Raw genomic sequence first — 20,940 nt, 5'->3', positions numbered from 1 at the left:
GGCCCAGTGTAGCGACCTACGTGGCTTCGTCCTCGACCCGGCCGGCAACGGGCACGCGCGGGGCACGCCGCCTGCGCACCGTATCGATGAACGCGGCGGAGCGGATGTCACGCTCCAGCACCCAGCGGACGTATTCGCCGAGCGCCCGCTCCAGTTCGGACGCCAGTTCGCCCTGGATCGTGACGCGCGTGACGTCCTGGTAGCGGCCATGCAGGAGCAGCCGTAGCAGCTTCACGGCGTTGGCTGATATGGGACGGACCGCTGCCTCGTCGCTGCGGCAATTCTGGCAGACGACGCCGCCGCCGCCCGCGGTCCAGTAGTTGGTCACGGGCTGCAGGCGCTCGCGGCAGACGACGCACTCCTCGAGCTCCGGCGTGTAGCCGGCGTCGAAGAGCAGCGACATCTCGTAGAAGCGCAGCGGCGTATCGACGTCTGGCTCGGACGCGAGGCGGCGCAGCGTGTCGAGCAGGAGGCGGTACAGGCCGAAGTTTTCGGCGTGCGGCTCCGTGAACTTGTCGAGTAATTCGCTGGCATAAAACGCGCGGCTGAGTCGATCGAGGTCGTCGCGCAGGGGCTGAAAAGCTTCGATCGTCTCGACCTGCGTCACGATGTCGAGCGACTTGCCCTTCGCCAGCATGAACGTCGCCTGCGTGAGCGGCTCGACGTGCCCGGCAAGGCGGCTCTTGGCCTTGCGAACGCCCTTCGCGACGGCATCGATCTTGCCGAGGCTGGCGGTGTAGAGCGTGAGGATCTTGTCGGCGTCGCCCAGCCTGCGCTGGCGCAGCACGATCGCGGGTGTCTTGTAGACGCGCGGCGGTTGCGGCATGGATCGATCGTACCGTACGGGGCGGTCGTCGGTCGCCAGGTGGCGGCTGAGCCGGGGGGTCGGCGCGGCCTGCATGCCGGCTACACGATGGAATGCGCGCGCAGGTGGGCGAGCACTTCAGCCGCAACGAGATCCGGCGCCTCCTGCGCAATCCAGTGGCCGGTGTCTGCTTCGACGAGGCGGTACTCGCCCTTCATGTGCGGTGGCGCCAACTCGACGGACATGCGCCGCACATAGGGGTCGTTCTTGCCCCAGATGAGCAGCGCGGGGGTCGTCACGTCGCCAAACGGGACATCCGGCTCCTCGAGCGAGCGCTTGTGCGCGCGCGACGCGCGATACCAGTTCGCCGCGCCGGTCATGGCGCCGGGCTGCGAGAGCACGGCGACGTAGTCCTCGATCTGTTCCGGCGTGCTGTGCGTGTAGGCGCCGCGAAGCGCTGCGGCGTCGTTGGCGAGGAACGCTGTCTCCGGGCCGCCAGAAGTGAGCAGCAACTGGAGAATCGTGCGATAGAGGCCGCCGCCCTCGTCTTCGTACGTCGCTCGCGCGAACGCAAGCGCGTGCGGGATGGATAGCGACGTGTACGAGGCGATGCGTTCGGCGCCCTGGCTGCCGAGCACGGCCCACCCCACGAGCGCGCCCCAATCGTGGCCGACCAGGTGAAAGCGATCGAAGCCGGACGCGTCGGCGAGCGCGAAGACGTCGGATACGAGCGCTTCGTAGCGGTATGCGTCGAGCCCGGCGGGGCGAGCATCGGGGCTGTAGCCGCGCTGATCCGGCGCCACGCAGCGGTAACCCGCTGCGACGAGCCGCGGCATGAGATCGATCCACATGTGCGATGTCTCGGGGAAGCCGTGGAGCAGCATCACGGGCTCGCCCGCGTCGCCCGCCACGCGGCTGCGGAACGTCATGCCGTTCGCGTCGATGTTCTTGGTGGTGATCGCGTTCGTCTCGATCATGTTGGACTCCTCATGCTCTCGGTCTACGCGCCCCCGTCTCGGTAATTTCAACCGCGCCTGGCGTCGGCACTAGTAGCGGTCTTCGTTGTCGTCGTCGTGCGGGTTCGGGCTCTCGGCGGAGGCGACGGCATGCGCGAACTCACCCAACAGTGGCAGCGAGAGTATCTCATTCAGGTCGTGGATGGCGTAGTCCGCGGCCGGCGACGGCGGCAGGTCGTAACGGCCGTTGAGCTTCCAGACGGTGTGCATCCCGAGCGCCTTCGCCGGCTCGATGTCGGCGTGCAGCGTGTTACCGACCATCACGACCTCATCGGGCCGCATCCCGAGCCGATCTAGGATCAGTTTGAACGTCGAAGGGTGCGGCTTCAGGTAACCCGTATCGCACGAACACACCGCATCGTCGATGTACTCGCGAAAGCCGAACACCGCAGCACCATCTTCGAGGAACATCGCGCCGGTACACGGCCGGTTCGTGTTCACGCCGATCGTCATGCCGGCTGCCTTCAGCGCGCGCAGCACGTCGAGCGTATCGGGGTAGAGCTGCAGGCCGAACTCTTTCGATGAGATCCAGGCGGCGCGCCACCATTCGTGAGCCTGCTCATCTGTGAGTTCGATGTCGCGCGTGGCCATCGCGCCCCGGATCAGGAAGGGCAAACTCGGCTCGCGGAAGCGGCCGCGGTCCATCTCGATCTGCCACGCCGCCATGTATGCGTCCCAGATCGCGGTAATGATCGGGGCGAGCGGCTCATCGAGCTTCACACCCCACCGATCGAGGAGCGGTGCGACCTGGGCGGCCTCGAGTTCGGCAACGCGATCCATGTCGGGCGCCTTCGCCTCGAACCAGAGCGTGTTGCCGACGTCGAACACGAAGGCGCGGACCGGAGCATCCATGGCAGGATGATAGACGACTATCCGCGTTGGCAGTTACGTTGTGATCCGTATTTCCGCTACGCTCGGGGGGTCACAGTTATGGAAGAGCAGGTGTTATGGCAGTCAAACTGTCCGACCAGACGATCAAGCTGATCAAGGGCAAGAATTTCGCGTTCGTCGGCACGCTCATGCCCGACGGGCAGCCGCAGGTGTCCCCGATGTGGGTCGAGTACGACGGGTCGCACATCGTACTCAACAGCGAAGTCAAGCGCGTGAAGGTACAGAACCTCAGGCGAGATGCGCGGGTGTCCGTCTCGATCGCGGACATGGAGAACCCGTACCAGTACGTCGAGATCCGCGGCAGGGTCGTTGATATGACGACGGAGGGCGCGCCGGAGCACATCGATCGGCTCGCGAACAAGTACCTGGGCCAGGACACCTATCCGTACAACCAACCGGGCGACCAGCGGATCATCATGAAGGTCGAGCCGCTTTCGGTTTCCGGCACGGCGACAGGCTCCGAGACGCAGGCGGCGTAACCGGTTCTGCGCGGCCATGGCCGGCGCGTGCGGACGCGACGCAACGGTGCGTCGGGTCGTATGGCCGCAGGGCGGTCGCGATTCCCTGCGACTGGGGGCGATTCGCTATCCTTGCCGCAGCCTGGAAGGGGGCAAGGACGCATGCCGCGAGCGCTCGTTACGGGAATCACAGGGCAGGACGGCTACTACCTCTCGGAGCACCTGCTGAAGCAGGGATACGAGGTCTACGGCCTCATTCGGGGGCAGGCGAACCCAAAGCTCAGCCAGATCGAGCGCACGCTCCCCGCGATCCGCATCATCGAGGGCGATCTGCTGGACCAGGCATCGCTCATGAACGCCGTGCAGAAGGTGCAGCCCGACGAGGTGTACAACCTTGCGGCGATCAGCTTCGTGATGCTGTCCTGGAACCAGCCGGAGTTGACGGGCGAGATCACGGGCCTGGGCGCGTTGCGCATGCTCGAGGCGATCCGCCTGACGACGGGGGCTTCACCGTCGCGGTCAAAGTCCGGCGCCGGGATGAAGTTCTACCAGGCGTCCAGCAGCGAGATGTTCGGCAAGGTGCGTGAGACGCCGCAAAACGAGAGCACGGCGTTCCATCCACGCAGCCCGTATGGCGTTGCGAAGGCGTACGCGCACTACATCACGGTGAACTATCGCGAGAGCTACGGACTCTACGCGTGCAGCGGTATTCTCTTCAACCACGAATCGCCGAAGCGTGGGCCGGAGTTCGTGACGCGGAAGATCACCCTCGGCGCGGCACGGATCAAGCTCGGCATGCAGAAGGAACTGCTGATGGGGAACCTGGACACGCGCCGCGACTGGGGTTACGCGGGCGACTACGTGCGCGCGATGCACAAGATGATGCAGCAGCCGGAAGCGGACGATTTCGTGATCGGCACGGGCGAAACGCACCAGGGCAAGGAATGGGCGCAGATTGCGTTCGAATGCGTCGGGCTGAACTGGGAAGACTACGTGCGCAGCGACCCGCAGTTCATGCGTCCCGCGGAGGTCGACCTGCTGATCGCGGACGCATCGAAAGCGCGCAAGAAACTCCGTTGGAAGCCGGAAGTGTCGTTTCGCCAGCTAATTGAGATGATGGTCGAGTCCGACCTGGCCGCCGAAGCGAAGCTGCAGGCGGCGAACGCCTGACCCTAGTCGACGACGACGACGGGGCGGTTGGAGTGCTTCAGCACGTACCCCGACACCGATCCGATCAGCGCCTTCGTCAGTCCTGCACCCCGCTTGCCGACGACGATCGCATCCGCCTTCTCTTCATCCGCGGCGCGTACGATCTCCTCGCCCGGCGTCCCGTAACCGACGATTGTCCGCGCATTGAGCTTCGCTGATCGCAGGATGTCCATCGAGGCAGTGGTGCAGGTTGCGACGCGCTGCTCGTGCTCGCGGACGGCCGGGGCGTCGTCGTCGCGCGGGCGTGCTTCGCGCGGGAACACGGTGACGAGCACAACCTCGTCGGCGTCCTGGTATGCGTCGCGCGCGTAGCGAGCCGCGCGCTCGCTCGGCTCGGAGCCATCGCATGCGACGAGGATCACGTTCTGGGCTTCGCGGCTCAGCCGATCGCCGCGATGCTCGAACGCCTCTGGGCGCTCAAGATCTCGCTGGCGTGTGCCGATCAGGGCGATGATCGCGAACGGCCCGAGTGCCGCGGCCAGCACGAGCCACCCAAACGCATCGCGGCCCCAGCGAGTCGCCAGGTAACCGACGATCACCATCGAGATGACGACGATGGCGAGCCAGCCGAGCAAAACGACGGCGATGTCCATGGGGCCTCCTTCGCTAGCGGCATCGTACCGGCACGGCTGCGTGCAGACGAACGCGTGTCGACCTATTTCAAATCGGCGACAGCAGCCGCGCAAGGCGGGCGATCGAGCGTTCGGTCAGTTCGGCACGTCGGCGGCCGGCGTCCCGGGCGGCGTGATATAGGTGCTCATCTGCCCCGTCGGGCACATCCGGCGACTGCAGCCGCGTGCGCTCCCAGTGTGCGACCGAGGGGTAGCGCGTGATCAAGAGCGCCTTCGCCAGCGGACCCGGCTCGGCGCTGCGCCAGAGTCCGATGATGCGGCACCCGTCCGACTCGAAGTACGGCCACACGCCATCTTCGGACAGTCTCTGGAACTCGAGCCAATCCTGCGGCTGCAACCAGAACCAGCGGTGCGCATAGACGCCGGGCAATCGCGGCGGTGTTGCGTCGATCGGCCGCATGGACGGGATCAACCGCTCCGCGCTCGACTCGATGATGACGCTTGATGAGAGGGTCTTATCAGCCGACGCGGCGAGCGTCTCGTCATCGGGCCATGTGCGCATCAGCACAGCATCGTCGGTGGCGAAGCCGATCATGCCGGCGAAGAGCGCATACATCGAACCGCCGGCGGCGGCCGTCCGCGGCGCGATCTGGTCCGTCAACTCCTGTTGCAGTTCGCGCCGGGCGCCGCGCCTGATCCTTGCGATACGGTACTCGTAAAGATCGCTCATCCGCGCCTCCTCGATCAGCCCGGGATGCCCGTGTACAGCAGCCTGGCGCCGACGGCGATCAGCGCCACGGCGAGCAGCCGCGCGATCGCCGGACCGCCGAAGCGCTGCGCCAGACGCGCGCCGACCTGGGCGCCGGGGATCGCTCCCGCCGAAATCAGGAGCGCGCGGACCAGGTTATCTCCGACGAGGTCGCCGTTGATCAGGTGTACCGCGCTGCCCTCGCCGGACATGAACATCAGGACGAATTGCGAGGTGGCGGTTGCGACGTGCACCGGGAATCGCAGGACCGTCGTCATCACGGGCACCTGGATGACGCCGCCGCCGATCCCGAACAGGCTCGACACGAACCCGATCGCCGCGCTGAAGAGCACGCCGTGCAGGACGTTGTATGAGTAGCGGAAGACCTCGCCCTCGTGCGCGCCCTGGAGTATCCGCGTGCTGACGAAGCGTCCACGCAGTGGCGGCCGCATCACGATCGGGCGTCCGACGGCCCACATCGTATAGAGGGCGACGGCGAGCAGCAGGGCGCCGAAGAGGACGTCGAAGGCCTCGCGCGGAACTTCGTGCACGAAGAAGGCGCCGCCGACGGCGCCCGGCAGCGCCGCAGCCGCGAACACCAGCCCGGTCCGATAGTCGATGCGACGCAGCCGAGCGTAGGCGGCCGACCCCGAGAGCGCGTTGAAGAACACCACCGCCAACGAGACGGAGGTGATCGCTGCCGGATCCTCATCCGGGTAGACGAGGAGCAGCACTGGTACCAGCACGAAGCCGCCACCGGCGCCGACGATCGTCCCGTACGCCCCGACGCCGAAGCCCAGGGGTATGAGCAGCAGTTCAAGCCAGGACATGTGGGCCGATCGTCCTGCGTCGGTCGCCAAACGTCCCGTGTGTAACGTCCATGCACCGAATCGTATGGGCACCCGTCAAGGTGGGGAAGCCTCAGCCACCCGATAGGAGATGCCGTGCATGCCGTGCCCTGCTCCAGATGGCGTATGATCGGCGCATGGTGAAGAGGGCCGGGCTCGGCTGGCTCGTCGCGCCGCTGCTGCTCGCCGTCGCATGCGGCCCGTACCGGACGGAGGCTGATGCGACGGCACAGGCTGCCGGCGACCGCATCGTCTCGGCATTCGGCTGCGATGACGTTGTCCGGTTCGACGACGAAGGACCGATTCCACCCGGCGCCGGCACGCCGACTCCGCACTTCCCGAACGGCACGCCGACGGCGCTCAGCGTCGTTGACGCGGACAACGCGACGTCCGCGGCCGCATCGACGATGACGGCGGAGGCAAGCGCGAGCACTGCAGCACCGACATCGACGCCCTGCGCCGATCGCGACGTCCGCAGCGTGCCAACAGTCACATCAACGCCGCCCACGCCGGTGCTCGCGATCACCGCGACGTCGGCGCCGGCGACCGAAACGCCCATTCCGACGAGCACACCCCAGCCCATACCCCTCGCCACGGGAACGTCGGCCGTCGCGACCGCGACGGCGCGCGCTTCCGGGCAGGTGATCTACCTGTCCATCGGCGACGGGATCCAGTGGGGATGCTGCGGCGCGCTCGGCTCGTCGTCGCCGTCGTTGTTCCGCGATTACCTGGAGCAGAGCCGGGGACGGCCGGTGATCTGGCAGTCGCCCGGTTCGGGCTACGAGACGACGGACACGTTCATCAATGGCCGCAACGGCCAGCAATCGCAGCTCGATGGCGCGCTCGAGCTGATGGCGGCCTATCCGCGCAACGAGATCCCACTTCTCGTGCTGACGATGAGCATCGGCGGCAACAACCTCGTCGACATCGGGCGCAATTGCGCCGCGCCGCCCTGCGTCGATGCATTCGCCGCAGGACTGACGCACCTGCGCGAGCAACTTCAGATCATCTACGCACGGATCACCGCCGCGAAGCCGGCGGACGTGCCGCTGCTCGTGCTGCTGTATTACGACGCCGAGGAGTGTACGAATCCAAGCAGCGGCAGCGCCGTCGATGCGTGGAACGCCGTCATCGCGGACGTCGCGACGGGCCACGGTGCGTTCCTGGTAGACGCCCGGTCGCTGTTCAAGGGGCACTGCGACTGGATCGACGTCAACGGTCTCGACGCGAACGCCGCCGGCCATGCGGCCATCGCCGCGGAGTACCGGCGGGTCTACGAGTCGCTGCCCGCGCAGTACCGGCGGCCTTGAGGCGTTCCGTCAGCGACCATGAAGCACTAACCTGCCCCGCATGACCGACTGGCCATCGATCCGCGCGGGCTTTCCGATCACGGAGCGCAACGTCTATCTCAACACCGGCTGGGCGGGGCCATCGACGCGCGAGACGATCGCTGCGATGCACGAGCGCGCGGAGCGCGAAGCGTACGACGGGCCGCAGACGGTCGACGGCGCTACGAAAAGGCGCAGCTCATCGGTCGCGTGCGTCACGCCGTCGGATCGCTTATCGGCGCCGACGCCGACGAACTGGCGTTGATCTACACCACGACCGAGGGCATGAACGTCGTCCTGCGGGGACTGGGACAGGGGGCGGGTGACCATGTCATCACCTGCAACCTGGAGCACAACGCCGTCATGGTGCCGTCGTACATGGCGCGCCTGCGCGATGGCGTCGACCTGTCGATCGTCCGCTTTCGCTCCGACGAAGACGCACCGGCGATGCTCGATGCGCTCGAACGAGCGATGACGCCTGGCACGAAATTGCTCATATTGAGCCACGTCTCGTTCAATCGCGGCACGCGGCTGCCGATGAAGGAGATCGGCGCCATGGCGCACGCGCGCGGCGCCCTGGTGGTGGTCGATGCGGCGCAGTCAGCCGGCCAGACCGACTTCGACGTCCACGATATGGACTGCGATTTCCTTGCGCTGCCCGACCAGAAGTGGTTGTTGGGCCCGTCAGGCGCGGCATTCCTCTACGTGCGACGCGACCTCATCGAGCGTTTGCAGCCGCTGGCCGTCGTCCACGGTGCGAACGTGCACTACGACTACCAGGGGAACTTCGAGTACGCGAACGCGACGATCCACAAGTTCGAGTTGACGACGCACAGCGGCTCCGTCCTCGCGGGCCTCGAAGTGTCACTCCAGTTAATCCGCGAGATCGGCATGGAAGCGATCGAAGCACGTTGCCTGTCACTGGGGACGTCATTCATCGACGGCATCGCCAGCATTGACGGCGTGCGCATCACGACGCCGCTCGACCGATCGGTGCGCAGCGGCATCGTGACGTTCACCGTGCGCGACTACAACCCCAGTGAGGTCGTGTCGGCGCTCTGGTGCATCGACAGGATCGTCGGACGCGTGTGCAATGACCGGCGCGTGCGCGCCTGCTTTCACATCTTCAACGACGAGCGCGACGTCGCGCGGACGCTGGCCGCCGTCGAGCAGATCGCACGGCACGGGCTGCCGCCGGGCACGCTGGACGAAGCCGAGTACAAGCGCATGCTCTCCGAATCCTACGACTGAGGCGTCCACGCGCCGCGGAGCAGCGCCGCGAGCGCGTTGCAGGCTTTGGCCGAGTGGTCGGTGAAGTGGACGTGGGGGCACTGCCAGACAATCTCGCCCTGGTGGCGGACAACAGCCCGGAAGCCGCTCCCCGTGGCGATGACGCCGGGCTCGATCGCATCCGGTTCGTTGCGTAAGAGCGTCGCGATGTCGGTCGTCACGGGCGCCTCCGTTTCGTTAGAGCGTAACCTAACGTCGACGAGCCTGTGCTCCCGCGTCCCGCATCTCGCTTCTAACGGATGAGCGGATCGTGGGTGATGATGGCGTCCATCGGGAAGTCAACGAGTTTGCGGCTGTCGCCATCGCAAAGGAAGTGAGGATGCGTCTTCGGCGTCCCCCCGAGGATGTGCAGCGACACGCCGGCGTCGTCGCCCGCGGCTTTGACGCGGTGGAAGCCCTCTTCGGGCGGCCGGAGATACGTGATCGTGCCGGGCGGCGAGTAGATCTTGTCGGTCTGCTGCAATTCGCACGATTGGCCCGCCCCGATTTCGCCGGCGGTCGACTCGTCGCGCGCGTATTTCGTCTCTTCGTCGGTGCCCTGCAAAATGCCGATGACGCCCCAGGCGCCGTGATAGTGCACGCCGCTGCTCGTCCCCGACGGGAACACCACCGAGATGACGAAGAACTCGCCCTGCGGGTCCGTGTACAAGAGGTGCCCGCACGCGCGGCCGTCGCAGGGCTGCGTGTACTGTTCGGGCAGCGTGTCACCGCCTTCCATCCAGCGTCGCAGGAACGGCGTGATCCGCTCGCACCGCGCATCGACGCCGTCCACCGCGCGCACGACGGTGATCACATCATCGACGAGCGCCTGCAACGCGTATTCGCCGCTCATCGGTTCGCCCACGCGATGCGCTCGTCGATGTGGCGGCGCATGCCGTATTCGACGGGTACGAAGCGGCTGCTCTGCCAGAACTTCGCGCCGGGCACGTTCGGTGCGGCGAAGTGGAGCGCGACGTGCTCGTAACCCTTGCCGCGCGCCCACTCGACGCCCTTCGACAGGATCGCCGATCCGACGCCGCCGGCGCGCGCATCGGGCGCGACGATGCCCTGGAACAGGTAGATCGTCTTGTCAGGCAGGGTCATGGGCGAGAGGAATGTCGGCGCCATGAAGGTGTTCATCCCCACCGGCCGCCCGTCCTCGTACGCGACCCAGTGAGCGTTCGCATCGGGGTCGGCGAGCAGCCCGCGCTGCATCTCGTGGCTGCTCTCGTCGGTTTCGCGGACCATCGGCTGGAAGATCGGCGAGCGCGCGTGGTGCAGCATAAGCTCCGTATTGAGGTCGAAGATCACCGCTTCGTCCTCGGCGCTCGCCTGGTGCAGTTCGACGTTCGCGGCCGCTCGCTCGACCGGGTCGACGCCGCGGATCGCGCAGGCCATCGTGCGTCCGAAGCCGAGCGACGTGAACGCATCCTGCGCCGCGCGGTCGCTCGCCGAGAGGTTCACCGTGTGGTCGAAGTAGCCCTGTGCGACGTAGTGCTCCCCGAGCGCCGCGTACATCTCGCGGTACACGTCGTACTCGATGCCTTCGGCGGCTGCGTGCGCGGAGTGGGAGAACGATGCGCCGCGTGGAGGGAAGAATCCAGACAGAAAGTGCGTCGGCGCGAAGAGTTGCACCGACATGATGCCGAAGCCTGCGGGCTTACCGTCCGCCGTCGCGAAGACGCCGTACGCCCCCGGCGCCGACAGCGCCTGCTCGATGAGCGGACGGCACGGATCGGGCGCCTCGAAGATCACGGGCAGCCGGTCATCGTGCTGGCGGTCACGCCGCTGGCGCTCTGAGAGGAGCCACGCCGCGTCATCGAGGTGGCGCGACCGCTCGAACGGCCCAACGCTGATCTTCATGGTGCGGCATGGTAGCAGGCATGCGGGAGTTGACACAGTGGCCGCAGCGGGGCGATGTTGCATGCCGGACTGGTCGTCGCACTTCCGAGGAGCGTCATGAACGACGAATTCGCCTGGATGCCTGCCACCGAGATCGCCGCCGCCGTGCGGGCGAAGAAGCTGTCGCCGGTCGAAGTCACCGGCGCGCTGCTCGATCGCATCGATGCGGTGAACCCTGTGCTGAACGCATACGTGTTGGTGACGCGAGAGATGGCGATAAGCCAGGCGCGGGCCGCCGAAAATGCCGTCATGCGCGGCGACGTACTCGGCCCGCTGCACGGCGTGCCGCTCTCGATCAAGGACCTGTTCGACGTGAAGGGGTTGCCGACTAGCAAGGGCTCGGTCGTGTATCGCGACAACATCGCGACGGGATACGAGCATTGCGCGAGGCGGCTGCTCGACGCCGGCGCGATTCACCTCGGCAAGACGAACACGCCGGAGTTCGGCTTCCTCCCGACGACGGAAAATCTGCTGTTCGGCGCGACGCATAACCCGTGGGACATCACCCGCACGCCGGGTGGGTCGAGCGGCGGCGCAGCGTCGCAGGTGGCTGCCGGCATGGGGCCGTTGGCGCTGGGCAGCGACGGCGGCGGGTCGATCCGCATTCCGGCGTCGTTGTGCGGCATCTTCGGCCTCAAACCGACGTACGGGCGCGTGCCGCGCAGCCCCGGCGGCTGGTCGACGATGACGCACCGCGGTCCGATGGCGCGCACAGTCGGGGATGCCGCGCTCATGCTCGACGTGATCGCGGGCTTCGAGCCATCCGATCCGTTTTCGATTGACGATCCGGGCGCTTCGTTCCGTTCCGATATTGAAGGCGGCGTACGCGGCCTGCGCGTCGGCTGGTCGGCCGACCTCGGTTACGCGCTCGTCGATCCGGAGGTGCGCGCGATCTGCGAAACGGCGGCGCGACGATTCGAGGAGTTGGGCTGCACCGTCGACGAGGCGACGCCGGGCTTCGCGAACCCCTCGGCGGACCAGACGTTCATGGTGCTCGCGGCGACGTCGGACGCAGTCTGGCTGAGTGAACTAACGGACGAACAGCGCGCGCAGATCGGTCCTCCCGCGCGCGCGTTCCTCGAGCAAGGCAGCAAGACAACCGGCGCGGACTACGTGCGAGCGAATAACCGGCGCATGGCCGTCTGGCAGTCGATACGAAGATTCCATGAGACATACGACCTGCTGCTGACGCCCGCGCTCGCCGTGACGGCGTTCCCGATCGGCGAACCGCCGACGCACGTCGGGGAAGATGCGTTTCCGCCGTTTGGGTGGTCGCCGTTCACGGTGCCGTTCAACCTCACGGGTCAGCCGGCGGCGTCGGTGCCGTGCGGTTTCGACGCGAAGGGGTTGCCGGTCGGGCTGCAGATCGTCGGGCGGGCATACGCCGATGCGACGGTGCTGCGCGCCGCGCGCGCCTTCGAGCAGATGCAGCCGTGGGCGGACAGGCGCCCCGCCCTCGATGCTGTTATGGCCGCCCAAGCGCCCTAGCGTCGACCGCGCAAGGTACAAACGCGCCATACCGCCACAAAGGGCGCTCTGCTACGATCGGCGCGATGTCCAGCGAAGAACGGCTCCAGAAGCTCCTTCAGATGAAGGACCAGGCGCGCCTCGGAGGCGGCCTGAAGCGCATCGAAGCGCAGCACCAGCGGGGCAAGCTCACGGCTCGCGAACGCATCGACATCCTGCTCGACCCGGGCACGTTCGAGGAGCTGGACCAGCTCGTCGTGCACCGCGCGACGGAGTTCGGGCTGGACGAACAGCACTACCTCGGCGACGCCGTCGTAACGGGCTATGGCAAGATCGATGGCCGCGCGACCTTCGTGTTTTCGCAGGACTTCACGGTCTTCGGCGGCTCGCTCTCGGAAGCCATGGGCGAGAAGATGTCCAAGGTCATGGATCTGGCGCTCAAGGTCGGCGCGCCCGTCATTGGCATCAACGACTCGGGAGGCGCGCGCATCCAGGAGGGCGTCGCGAGCCTTGGCGGTTACGGCGATATCTTCCTGCGGAACACGCTGGCATCAGGCGTCATTCCGCAGATCTCCGTCATCATGGGCCCGTGCGCGGGCGGCGCCGTGTACTCGCCGGCGCTGACCGACTTCATCTTCATGACGCAGGGCACGTCGCAGATGTTCATCACCGGCCCGGACGTGATCAAGTCCGTTACCGGCGAGGACGTGACGCACGAGGACCTGGGCGGCGCGACGGCGCACGCGACGCGGAGCGGCGTCGCGCACTTCGCGATCGATAACGAAGAAGACACGCTGCTGGAAGTACGGCGGCTGTTTGCGTTTCTGCCGCTCAACAACATGGAAGATCCGCCGCTCGTCGAGACCGGCGACGATGTACACCGCCGCAACGAAGACATGGTGACCATCGTCCCGGACGACGCGACGAAGAGCTACGACGTCCGCGAAGTCATCCATGGCATCGTCGACCTCGGCGACTTCATGGAAGTTCACGCGCAGTTCGCGCAGAACATCGTCGTCGGGCTGGCGCGCATGGGCGGCCGCACGGTGGGTATCGTGGCGAACCAGCCGTTGTATCTCGCCGGCGTGCTGGACATCGACTCGTCGCGCAAGGCTGCGCGTTTCGTGCGATTCTGCGACGCCTTCAACATTCCGATCCTGACGCTGGTCGATGTGCCGGGCTTCTTGCCGGGGACGGCACAGGAGTACGGAGGCATTATCATCCATGGCGCCAAGCTCGTGTTCGCGTACGCCGAAGCGACGGTGCCCAAGGTCACCGTCATTCTGCGTAAGGCGTACGGCGGCGCCTACGACGCCATGGGCTCGAAGCACCTGCGCGCCGACATGAACTTTTCGTGGCCGCAGGGCGAGATCGCCGTCGTCGGGCCGGAACCGGCAGTGAACATCCTGTATCGCACCCGGCTGCAGGAATCGGACGACGCGATCGCCGAGCGCGCGAAACTCGTCGCCGACTACGCCGACCGCTTCGCTAACCCCTATGTCGCGGCCGCGCGCGGCTACGTCGACGATGTCATCGACCCGCGCGACACGCGCGGCAAAGTGATTCGCGCGTTCGAGATGTTGCGCTCCAAGACGGACACGGCGCCGCCGAAGAAGCACAGCAACCTGCCGCTGTAAGTCTTTCAGTCCGCCAGTCGGTCAGTCGCATGGTTGTGATGCGGCGTGCGCGCTACTCGTTCGGGGGCGGCGTGCGGCGCCACGGCGCCCAGATCGCCACGCACACCACGCCGACGACGAGGAACACGTTGAGCGCCGACGCCCCGGCACTCAGCGCCAGCAGCATCAGCACGATCACCGCGCCGCCGATGAATGCGATCTCCGGGTTGCGCTTCGACCAGCGGATGCGCGTGCGGAGCGCCTGGTCGGCGCACCAGTCCGCGAACCAGTCTAGGAGCGCAAATCCGGTGCCGGCGGCCTGGGCTCGCGTGCTCGCCATGGGCTTTCCGCGGCTGTCGGGTGTGAGCGTCTGGTACGCCTCGTTGAGCGCGTCTATCTCCAGGTGGGCGTCGGGGTCGCCGGCAGCGCGATGCTGGGCCTGCCGGACGAGCGTCCAGTAGGCAGTCTCGACCATCTGCCCGTCGGCGCTCTGGTCGAGTCTGAGCGCCTTGAAAGCGTGCGCTTTCTCCATCACTCCCCCCAAGGGGATCATCGGCCGTTGGTAGGGGAACTTGCGGCTTCGCCGGCCTTCGGGGGTGCGCTATCATGCGCCCATGGCGAACGAAGACGTCGCGCTCGCGACAGGGCAGCCGTCGCTCGCCGAAGCTACGCCAGCGGCGGAAGCCGGTCAGGGCGGGCGCCTCTCGCACCTCCGTTATGTCCTGAAGGCTATGCGCCCGCGTCAGTGGACGAAAAACGGCATCGTCTTCCTGGCGCTGATCTTCGCGGTCAACCAGCAGTACGAGATCGGCGAGCCGGACGTCTGGATCCCGAAGATCCTCGAGTCGCTCGTCGCGTTCATCTGTTTTTGCCTAGTCTCGAGCGCGGACTACCTCGTCAACGATATCCGCGACGTCGAAAGCGACCGCGCCCACCCGAAGAAGCGCAACCGGCCGATCGCGGCGGGACAGCTCTCCGCGCAGTCAGCGTGGAGGTGGGCGGCCGGTCTCGCCGTCATCGGCAATGCGGGCGCGTTTGCGCTCGACTGGCGCGTCGGCTGCGCCATCCTGGCGTACACGGTGCTGATGGCGGCGTACTCGTTCAGCCTGAAGCACATGGTGCTGTTGGACCTGATGGTAATCGCGGCGGGATTCGTGCTGCGCGCAATGGCCGGCGCGCTCGCCATCGACGTGCCGATCTCGCCGTGGCTGTACGTCGTGACGGCGCTGGGCGCGCTGTTCCTCGGCATCAACAAGCGCCGGGCGGAGCTCGAACTGCTGCAGGACGGCGCGGGTACACATCGCAAGATCCTCGACGAGTACACGCCGGAGTTGCTTGACCAGATGGCGTCGACCGTGACGGCCGCGACGCTGATGGCCTACGGGCTCTACACCTTCACCGCCGACGGCCTGCCGGCCAACCACTCGATGATGCTGACGATCCCGTTCGTGCTCTACGGCATCTTCCGGTACCTGTATCTGGTGAACGTGAAGAAGGAAGGCGGCAGCCCCGAGGATGTGCTGCTGAAGGACATCCCGATCATGCTCACCGTGGCCGGATGGATCATCACGGCAGCGGCGGTACTCCTCATCGCCCGCGACTGAGGGCGCTTCGAGCGGAAGCCGTGCGCCGCATCTCTGCGAAATCTGCAAGTCTCGCGGCTATCCGATGAAGATTCGCTCATGGCATCATATCCAGACCTGCTTCGGTAGAGAGGGTGCTCCATGAGCGTGAAAGACCGGCTGTCGACGGCAATGCAGATGGGCGCGTTTGGCGCATTCCTCGCACTGGAGCGTGTGCAGACCGGCGTAGCCTTCAACCCGATGCGACGCGGCTTCCGCGTCAATCCGTATCCGACGTACCGGCGGCTCCAGGAGAAGGATCCGTTTCATCTCAGCCGGGCGATCAACGGCTGGGTGCTGACACGGCATGCCGACATCAGCGCCGTCCTGCGCGATCCTCGCTTCTCCAGCGACGGGCGCAAGGTGCCTCGCTTCAAGAAGATGATGGAACAACGCATCGCCGCCGGCGATCTCACGCGCGAAGAAGCCGAGGGACAGTCCATGCTCGGGCTCGACCCGCCGGACCACACGCGCCTGCGATCGCTGGTCAGCAAAGCGTTCACGCCGCGCTCCGTCGAAGCGCTGCGGCCGCGCGTCGAGCAGCTTGTCGACGAGATGGTCGAGCACGCGGCTGCCAAGGGCACGTTCGACGTGATCCGCGAGATCGCCTACCCGCTGCCGGTGATCATCATCGCCGAGATGCTCGGGATTCCGCCGGACGACCGCGAGCAGTTCAAGCACTGGTCGGACGAGATGGCGCTGTCCGTCGGCATGGCGAACGTGGACGAGCAGCGGCGGGCGCGTGATGCGCAGCGCGCGTTTCGTGAGTACATGATCCCGATCCTGGAGGAGCGCCGTCGCGAGCCCCGCGAGGATCTGATTAGCGCGCTGGTGGCGGCGGAGGCGGAGGGGGACAAGCTGTCACTCCAAGAAGTGAACAGCACGATCGGCCTGATCCTCGTCGCCGGGAACGAGACGACGACGAACCTCATCGGTAACGGGCTGCTGGCGCTGCTGCAGCATCGCGACCAGTTCGACCGTCTGCGAGCGCAGCCGGAGATGATCGGCACGGCGACCGAAGAGCTGCTGCGCTACGACAGCCCCGTGCAGGGCACGTCGCGCAACGTGCTGGAGGACACCGAGTTCAACGGTCATCGCGTAAAAGCCGGGCAGCAACTGCTACTGATGATCGGCGCGGCCAATCGCGACCCGGAGCAATACAAGGATCCCGACGCCCTGGACATCGGCGGGCAGGACAATAAGCACCTGTCGTTCGGCAACGGCATGCACTTCTGCCTCGGTGCGCCGCTCGCGCGCATCGAAGGTCCGGCGGCGCTGAACGCGCTCGCGCAACGCTTCCCGAACATCCGGCTGGCGACGGACAAGCTCGACTGGGGCGACAACATCGTGTTGCGCGGGTTGCGGTCGTTGCCGGTGCGGGTGGACTGAAGGAAGTCGTTCAGCGTGACGGGTGCGCCGTCACGCTGAACAGCCGGGGGCGGCTGTTCTCCACGCTTCGCGTCGGCTTGGTGTCCTGCTGGGATACTGCGCGGGCGCGCTCAGTTTCGTGCTACCGCTGCGCTCCTACTCGACGATTGCGCTCGCGGCGCCGATCGTCACCTTCGTGCCGCCGGCCTTCTCTGCCCAGACGTCGAGGTGTGCGCGGCGGCGGTCACCCTCCTGTTCGATATGCCGCACGAATCCACGGCACGTCAGTTCGTCGCTGCCCCAGACGATGTTCACGAGGTTGACGTCGATCTTGCCGGCAGCGATCCAGCCGGCGGCGAAGCGATCCGTCATCATCTCCGACAGGAAGCAGATCGACATCATGCCCTGCACGACGACATCCGGGAAGCCGAGCTTGATCGCCATCTCCTTGTCGTTGTGGTAGTTGCGCGCCGGACCGCTGAACGTGAAGCACATCTCGGGCGTGATCTGCCGCGTCACCGGCGGAATCGCTTCAAGCGCGGCCGACGTATCCACATCGAACCGGCGCTCCGACGACTTCTCGCGCGTCTTGTCGACGACGATACCTTCGTTCTGCTGATCGAGCAGGAAGCTCTGGTGCGTGCGTCCGCGCATGATCACGCGATCGTCGGCGTCGAAGTAGAGGACTTCGTTGACGACGTACTGGCGGTTTCGATTCACGTACCGATCTGCGATGAATGAGCGCGTGTGGAGGGCGTCGCCGGCCATGACGGGCGCGAAGAACGCGAACTCCTGTCGCGCGTGCAGGTTGCCGTAGATGTTCGGCAGGTACCACGATGGCTGCGCCTTCGGGTGGTCGCGGTATGCGTAGACCTCGGAATGACGGACGAGCGCCGGCGCGACGGGGCCGCCGAGCGGCGACGGCCCGCTGTAGATCGGGTTGCGGTCGCCCGTGCCGTCCATGTACTCGCCGATGACCTCAGGCGTGATGATGAAGTCGTGACGCCCGTAGTCCCTGCCCACGTAGATATCGGCGCTCTCTGTTGTGGTCATGGCTCCGCCTCCCGGTGCACTCTCTGCGACTATTCTGGCTGCTCGCGCGGCGCGAAGGAAGCGGGCATCGGCAGGTGCCTGGGCCAGCGGGGCGGATCACGGAGGACCTTCTCATCAGCGGCAGTAGCCCTCGCCGCCTCCGGGAAACGCATAGTCAAACGAGCACTCGTTGACGACGGCAACGATCCAGGCGGCGTACGTGAAGACTACGCCAAGTAAAACCAGTGTAATCAGCCCGGCTGCCATCGCGTATCCGTTCACGCGACGCGCGAACATAGGCCGTCGCGACGAGCGCTGCACCGGAGACGCCCACCAGCGCGAAGACAGCCGTGCTGTACGTGCGCACCGCGTTGTCGGACGTGTTCGCATCGAGGGCGCCCGCGAACATGCCCTCTCGCCATTGAAAACCGCGAGGATCGGGCGTTACCACGAAGATCTTCATCTGGATCCTCTGTCGCCACGTGAAGGCGATCGTACACCGCACGTCAATATCGAGCTACCAGTAAGCGACGCCGCCGCGGATGGTTCTGAAGACGCGGAACCGAGCATGCTCTATTTCGACCAACACTCCCGATCCAACGGAACCCCGACATCCCACATGCAGGCGTTCGTCTCGCTGAGAATCTCCAACAATTGGTAGAAGATGAGGCCCGCGAGGACGGCGGCGACGAACAGCGAGCCCAGTGCGTTCGCGTTCAGCCGGGCGGAGGCTTGCTGGCTGACGAACAGCAAGCATGCCACAGCGGCCAAACAGGCCGCGACGACCGTACCCACCGCGAGCGTTGTGCGTATGTCGCGACTGAGACTCTCAGTCCAATCGTATGAAAGCGAGGCAATCACCCAGATCACGATCATGGCGATGATGAATGCCAGGAGGCCGCCGGCGAACGCCAGGCCCCCTGCGCCTGCGGACCGAAGCAGCGTCATGGACACACGGCTGCCGGCCCCAATGCTGTCGACAGCGGCGATTGGGCCGTGAGCGCCGACGCAAGTTCATTTGCGGGTACGAGCAGGCCAGCGATCGCCCTGGCGTTGCCCTGTCGTTCAACAAATGTCGATCCCGGGCCGTAAATCGTCAGGGTATGCGTTGGCAGTTCAAGACGAAGCGATCCGTCGTTCTTCACGTATGCCGGTGCGCCGCGAACCTTGACTGTTCCGGTGATCACTCCTGGGAAGATCGGTTCCTCGCATGCCGGGTAGACAATGATCGCGACCGGGACGGGGCACGATCGCACGCCCTCGGGTATCTGGCATCGCCCGTAGACAAACGTGAACGAATCTGTTGCGGCGTGATAAAGGGTTCCATCCGGAGCAAAGAGATCAGGTGTCTTCTCGCGACGACAGCCCTGGAGTTCGTAGCCCAAGACCTCTCGCCCCGCATACACCAGAGGGTAACCAATAAACATGGATGCATCTTGCTCGCAGGCGAGCGCCGACGCAAGGCCGGCCTCTGCGCTATCGCCAGACAGCATGCCATAAAGCGCGTTCGCTCCTCCGCTTCCAACCGCGAATCCGATCATAAGGACAGCAAGCATCGCAAGCAGGGATGTGGGTCGCCGTCGAGGAGCAACCATTCGGTTAATGGAGCTGGCGATCGCGGCGACCATGATCGCAAGCACGATCATCGACAGCAGGAAGATCGCGGATCTGGGTGTGTCGTACGGAAGCGGATACACAAGCAGGCCGTATGCCGCGAGGGTACCAACGATCACGCTGGTGCCCGCGAAGGACGCGCCGAGCGCGATGCCGATCGTGCGCGCGATGCGCAACCCGGCTACGAACACGCGGGTGTGCCGGGGTACGGCACACTGACATTGACGCCGCATCCGTTAAAGAACGTGAGGTACCCCAGGAGAAAAGGAAGGGTCAACCCCCAGAGCAAACCGGCGGCGGATATCGCGGCGAAGCGGTTCAAGCGAAGCCGCGCCGCAAAGAGCGCAGTCCCGCCTATGAGAACGGACAGAGACAGCACAACCGTCGCCGCGGTGACCGACCAGGCGACCAGTATCCGCAGACCTTCTTCCGACGGAGAAGTGGCGCCATAAATTGCCCAAACCGCGGAGAGGAACAGCATCGTGACGATCGCCGCCAACAGAAAGGCGGGCACCGCGAGCATTGACGAAAGCGCGATGACTTTCAGCTGCACACGTCGTTCGCTCCCGGCTTGATCTTCTCGACATCCGAGAAGGAGTCGGACTCGTCAAAGGCGGCCGAAAGCGCATTCGCACCTATGAGCGCATGCGCCGCGCGTTCTGCCTGGTTCTTGGCGTCCTCGGTGTGCCTGCCTGTTGAGATCATGACGTTGACGGTCGCACCCTTGATGTAGATCGAGCCGTCATGCTTCCTCGAGGCACCAGCGCCGCGAATGTTGAGATTTGCGCGCTCGGTCACTTCGTCCGCCAAATCCGGTCCATCGCAGGGAAACACCGTGACTTGCACATCCGCAGTGCAGCCTTCGCGTTCTTCGTCGGCGAGTGGAAGACATCCGTAAACGAACGCGAAGAATCGCGTCTCGGGAATGCCGTAGTCCGTCGCGGGAAAGTACGGGGCCTGGCAGGTCAGGAGCGGCAATCCTTCAAACTCGTTGCCCAAATAGACGAGTGCATGATCGTCGTACGCACGTACCTTGTCGCTGCATTCCGGGTCGTCGGCCGACACCACGGTACCGCTCACGGTTTGGCCAAGCGGGTCAACAACAGACCAACCGACCAGCGCCGAGATGCAGAACGTCGCGCCCAGCGAGATGGTTTTCACCCAATTCCTCATCT

At 65.7% G+C, this 20,940-nt stretch carries 25 protein-coding genes; 9 read left to right on the top strand and 16 right to left on the bottom strand.

What is annotated here, in order from left to right; genetic code table 11:
* Positions 1-16 precede the first annotated feature (16 nt).
* From recO to WEB52_12465, 3 genes are all read right to left on the bottom strand, one after another.
* Positions 17-826 (bottom strand): DNA repair protein RecO, encoded by an 810-nt coding sequence (recO, locus tag WEB52_12475; protein MEX2227252.1) that lies wholly within the window; start codon positions 824-826, stop codon positions 17-19.
* Positions 827-906: 80 nt separating this feature from the next.
* Positions 907-1,782: an alpha/beta fold hydrolase gene (locus WEB52_12470; protein MEX2227251.1), complete on the bottom strand. Its 876-nt coding sequence runs from the start codon at positions 1,780-1,782 to the stop codon at positions 907-909.
* Positions 1,783-1,851: 69 nt separating this feature from the next.
* Complete coding sequence (locus WEB52_12465) at positions 1,852-2,673, bottom strand: HAD family hydrolase (protein ID MEX2227250.1); 822 nt, start codon at positions 2,671-2,673, stop codon at positions 1,852-1,854.
* Between the two features lie 95 nt (positions 2,674-2,768).
* Here WEB52_12465 and WEB52_12460 point away from each other — a divergent pair, with 95 nt between their 5' ends.
* Together WEB52_12460 and WEB52_12455 are read left to right on the top strand one after the other, a co-directional pair.
* Positions 2,769-3,191 (top strand): PPOX class F420-dependent oxidoreductase, encoded by a 423-nt coding sequence (locus WEB52_12460; GenBank protein MEX2227249.1) that lies wholly within the window; start codon positions 2,769-2,771, stop codon positions 3,189-3,191.
* Positions 3,192-3,332: 141 nt separating this feature from the next.
* Positions 3,333-4,340, top strand: a complete 1,008-nt coding sequence (locus WEB52_12455; GenBank protein ID MEX2227248.1) for a GDP-mannose 4,6-dehydratase — start codon at positions 3,333-3,335, stop codon at positions 4,338-4,340.
* Between the two features lie 2 nt (positions 4,341-4,342).
* On the opposite strand, the gene WEB52_12450 is transcribed toward WEB52_12455, so the two are convergent.
* From WEB52_12450 to WEB52_12440, 3 genes are all read right to left on the bottom strand, one after another.
* Positions 4,343-4,972 (bottom strand): universal stress protein, encoded by a 630-nt coding sequence (locus tag WEB52_12450; GenBank protein MEX2227247.1) that lies wholly within the window; start codon positions 4,970-4,972, stop codon positions 4,343-4,345.
* Between the two features lie 67 nt (positions 4,973-5,039).
* Positions 5,040-5,681, bottom strand: coding sequence for a hypothetical protein (locus WEB52_12445; GenBank protein MEX2227246.1), 642 nt, complete (start codon positions 5,679-5,681; stop codon positions 5,040-5,042).
* Positions 5,682-5,695: 14 nt separating this feature from the next.
* The gene (locus WEB52_12440; GenBank protein ID MEX2227245.1) at positions 5,696-6,529 is read right to left on the bottom strand and encodes a sulfite exporter TauE/SafE family protein; all 834 of its coding nucleotides are present in this window, start codon (positions 6,527-6,529) and stop codon (positions 5,696-5,698) included.
* A 155-nt stretch (positions 6,530-6,684) separates the two neighbouring features.
* Between WEB52_12440 and WEB52_12435 the strand changes: the two genes are divergently transcribed.
* Genes WEB52_12435 through WEB52_12425 form a run of 3 tightly spaced genes read left to right on the top strand, consistent with a single transcriptional unit; the run spans position 6,685 to position 9,126 of the window.
* The gene (locus WEB52_12435) at positions 6,685-7,857 is read left to right on the top strand and encodes an SGNH/GDSL hydrolase family protein (GenBank protein ID MEX2227244.1); all 1,173 of its coding nucleotides are present in this window, start codon (positions 6,685-6,687) and stop codon (positions 7,855-7,857) included.
* Positions 7,858-7,897: 40 nt separating this feature from the next.
* On the top strand, positions 7,898-8,140 hold the full coding sequence (locus tag WEB52_12430) for a hypothetical protein (protein ID MEX2227243.1): 243 nt from the start codon (positions 7,898-7,900) through the stop codon (positions 8,138-8,140).
* Positions 8,086-9,126, top strand: coding sequence for an aminotransferase class V-fold PLP-dependent enzyme (locus WEB52_12425; GenBank protein ID MEX2227242.1), 1,041 nt, complete (start codon positions 8,086-8,088; stop codon positions 9,124-9,126). Before WEB52_12430 ends, WEB52_12425 begins: the two co-directional genes overlap by 55 nt.
* On the opposite strand, the gene WEB52_12420 is transcribed toward WEB52_12425, so the two are convergent.
* The 3 genes from WEB52_12420 to WEB52_12410 form a co-directional block, all read right to left on the bottom strand.
* Positions 9,117-9,326, bottom strand: a complete 210-nt coding sequence (locus WEB52_12420) for a hypothetical protein (protein ID MEX2227241.1) — start codon at positions 9,324-9,326, stop codon at positions 9,117-9,119. The two genes, WEB52_12425 and WEB52_12420, sit on opposite strands and share 10 nt — an antisense overlap.
* Before the next feature lie 71 nt (positions 9,327-9,397).
* Positions 9,398-10,009, bottom strand: a complete 612-nt coding sequence (locus tag WEB52_12415) for a hypothetical protein (protein MEX2227240.1) — start codon at positions 10,007-10,009, stop codon at positions 9,398-9,400.
* Entirely contained in the window at positions 9,994-11,007 is a 1,014-nt protein-coding gene (locus WEB52_12410) for a GNAT family N-acetyltransferase (protein ID MEX2227239.1), read from the bottom strand. Before WEB52_12410 ends, WEB52_12415 begins: the two co-directional genes overlap by 16 nt.
* A gap of 96 nt (positions 11,008-11,103) precedes the next feature.
* Here WEB52_12410 and WEB52_12405 point away from each other — a divergent pair, with 96 nt between their 5' ends.
* Complete coding sequence (locus WEB52_12405) at positions 11,104-12,534, top strand: amidase (GenBank protein ID MEX2227238.1); 1,431 nt, start codon at positions 11,104-11,106, stop codon at positions 12,532-12,534.
* Between the two features lie 65 nt (positions 12,535-12,599).
* Positions 12,600-14,150, top strand: a complete 1,551-nt coding sequence (locus WEB52_12400) for an acyl-CoA carboxylase subunit beta (GenBank protein MEX2227237.1) — start codon at positions 12,600-12,602, stop codon at positions 14,148-14,150.
* A 52-nt stretch (positions 14,151-14,202) separates the two neighbouring features.
* On the opposite strand, the gene WEB52_12395 is transcribed toward WEB52_12400, so the two are convergent.
* Complete coding sequence (locus WEB52_12395; protein MEX2227236.1) at positions 14,203-14,661, bottom strand: hypothetical protein; 459 nt, start codon at positions 14,659-14,661, stop codon at positions 14,203-14,205.
* A gap of 82 nt (positions 14,662-14,743) precedes the next feature.
* Here WEB52_12395 and WEB52_12390 point away from each other — a divergent pair, with 82 nt between their 5' ends.
* Positions 14,744-15,733 (top strand): decaprenyl-phosphate phosphoribosyltransferase, encoded by a 990-nt coding sequence (locus WEB52_12390; protein ID MEX2227235.1) that lies wholly within the window; start codon positions 14,744-14,746, stop codon positions 15,731-15,733.
* 120 nt (positions 15,734-15,853) lie between these two features.
* The gene (locus WEB52_12385; protein ID MEX2227234.1) at positions 15,854-17,140 is read left to right on the top strand and encodes a cytochrome P450; all 1,287 of its coding nucleotides are present in this window, start codon (positions 15,854-15,856) and stop codon (positions 17,138-17,140) included.
* Between the two features lie 135 nt (positions 17,141-17,275).
* Here WEB52_12385 and WEB52_12380 read toward each other — a convergent pair whose 3' ends face one another.
* From WEB52_12380 to WEB52_12355, 6 genes are all read right to left on the bottom strand, one after another.
* Complete coding sequence (locus WEB52_12380) at positions 17,276-18,172, bottom strand: MaoC family dehydratase N-terminal domain-containing protein (GenBank protein ID MEX2227233.1); 897 nt, start codon at positions 18,170-18,172, stop codon at positions 17,276-17,278.
* 154 nt (positions 18,173-18,326) lie between these two features.
* The gene (locus WEB52_12375) at positions 18,327-18,614 is read right to left on the bottom strand and encodes a hypothetical protein (protein MEX2227232.1); all 288 of its coding nucleotides are present in this window, start codon (positions 18,612-18,614) and stop codon (positions 18,327-18,329) included.
* A gap of 110 nt (positions 18,615-18,724) precedes the next feature.
* A complete protein-coding gene (locus WEB52_12370) occupies positions 18,725-19,099 on the bottom strand; it encodes a hypothetical protein (protein ID MEX2227231.1) in 375 nt (124 codons plus the stop codon).
* Positions 19,096-19,956, bottom strand: coding sequence for a hypothetical protein (locus WEB52_12365; GenBank protein ID MEX2227230.1), 861 nt, complete (start codon positions 19,954-19,956; stop codon positions 19,096-19,098). Before WEB52_12365 ends, WEB52_12370 begins: the two co-directional genes overlap by 4 nt.
* Complete coding sequence (locus WEB52_12360; protein MEX2227229.1) at positions 19,947-20,318, bottom strand: hypothetical protein; 372 nt, start codon at positions 20,316-20,318, stop codon at positions 19,947-19,949. Before WEB52_12360 ends, WEB52_12365 begins: the two co-directional genes overlap by 10 nt.
* Positions 20,309-20,926, bottom strand: a complete 618-nt coding sequence (locus WEB52_12355) for a hypothetical protein (protein ID MEX2227228.1) — start codon at positions 20,924-20,926, stop codon at positions 20,309-20,311. Before WEB52_12355 ends, WEB52_12360 begins: the two co-directional genes overlap by 10 nt.
* Positions 20,927-20,940: the final 14 nt, after the last annotated feature.

Source organism: Dehalococcoidia bacterium, from assembly GCA_040902535.1.
GTDB lineage: Bacteria > Chloroflexota > Dehalococcoidia > DSTF01 > JACRBR01 > JBBDXD01.
Note: the sequence above shows the minus strand (reverse complement) of the source record. Positions and strands in the feature narration are given on the sequence as shown.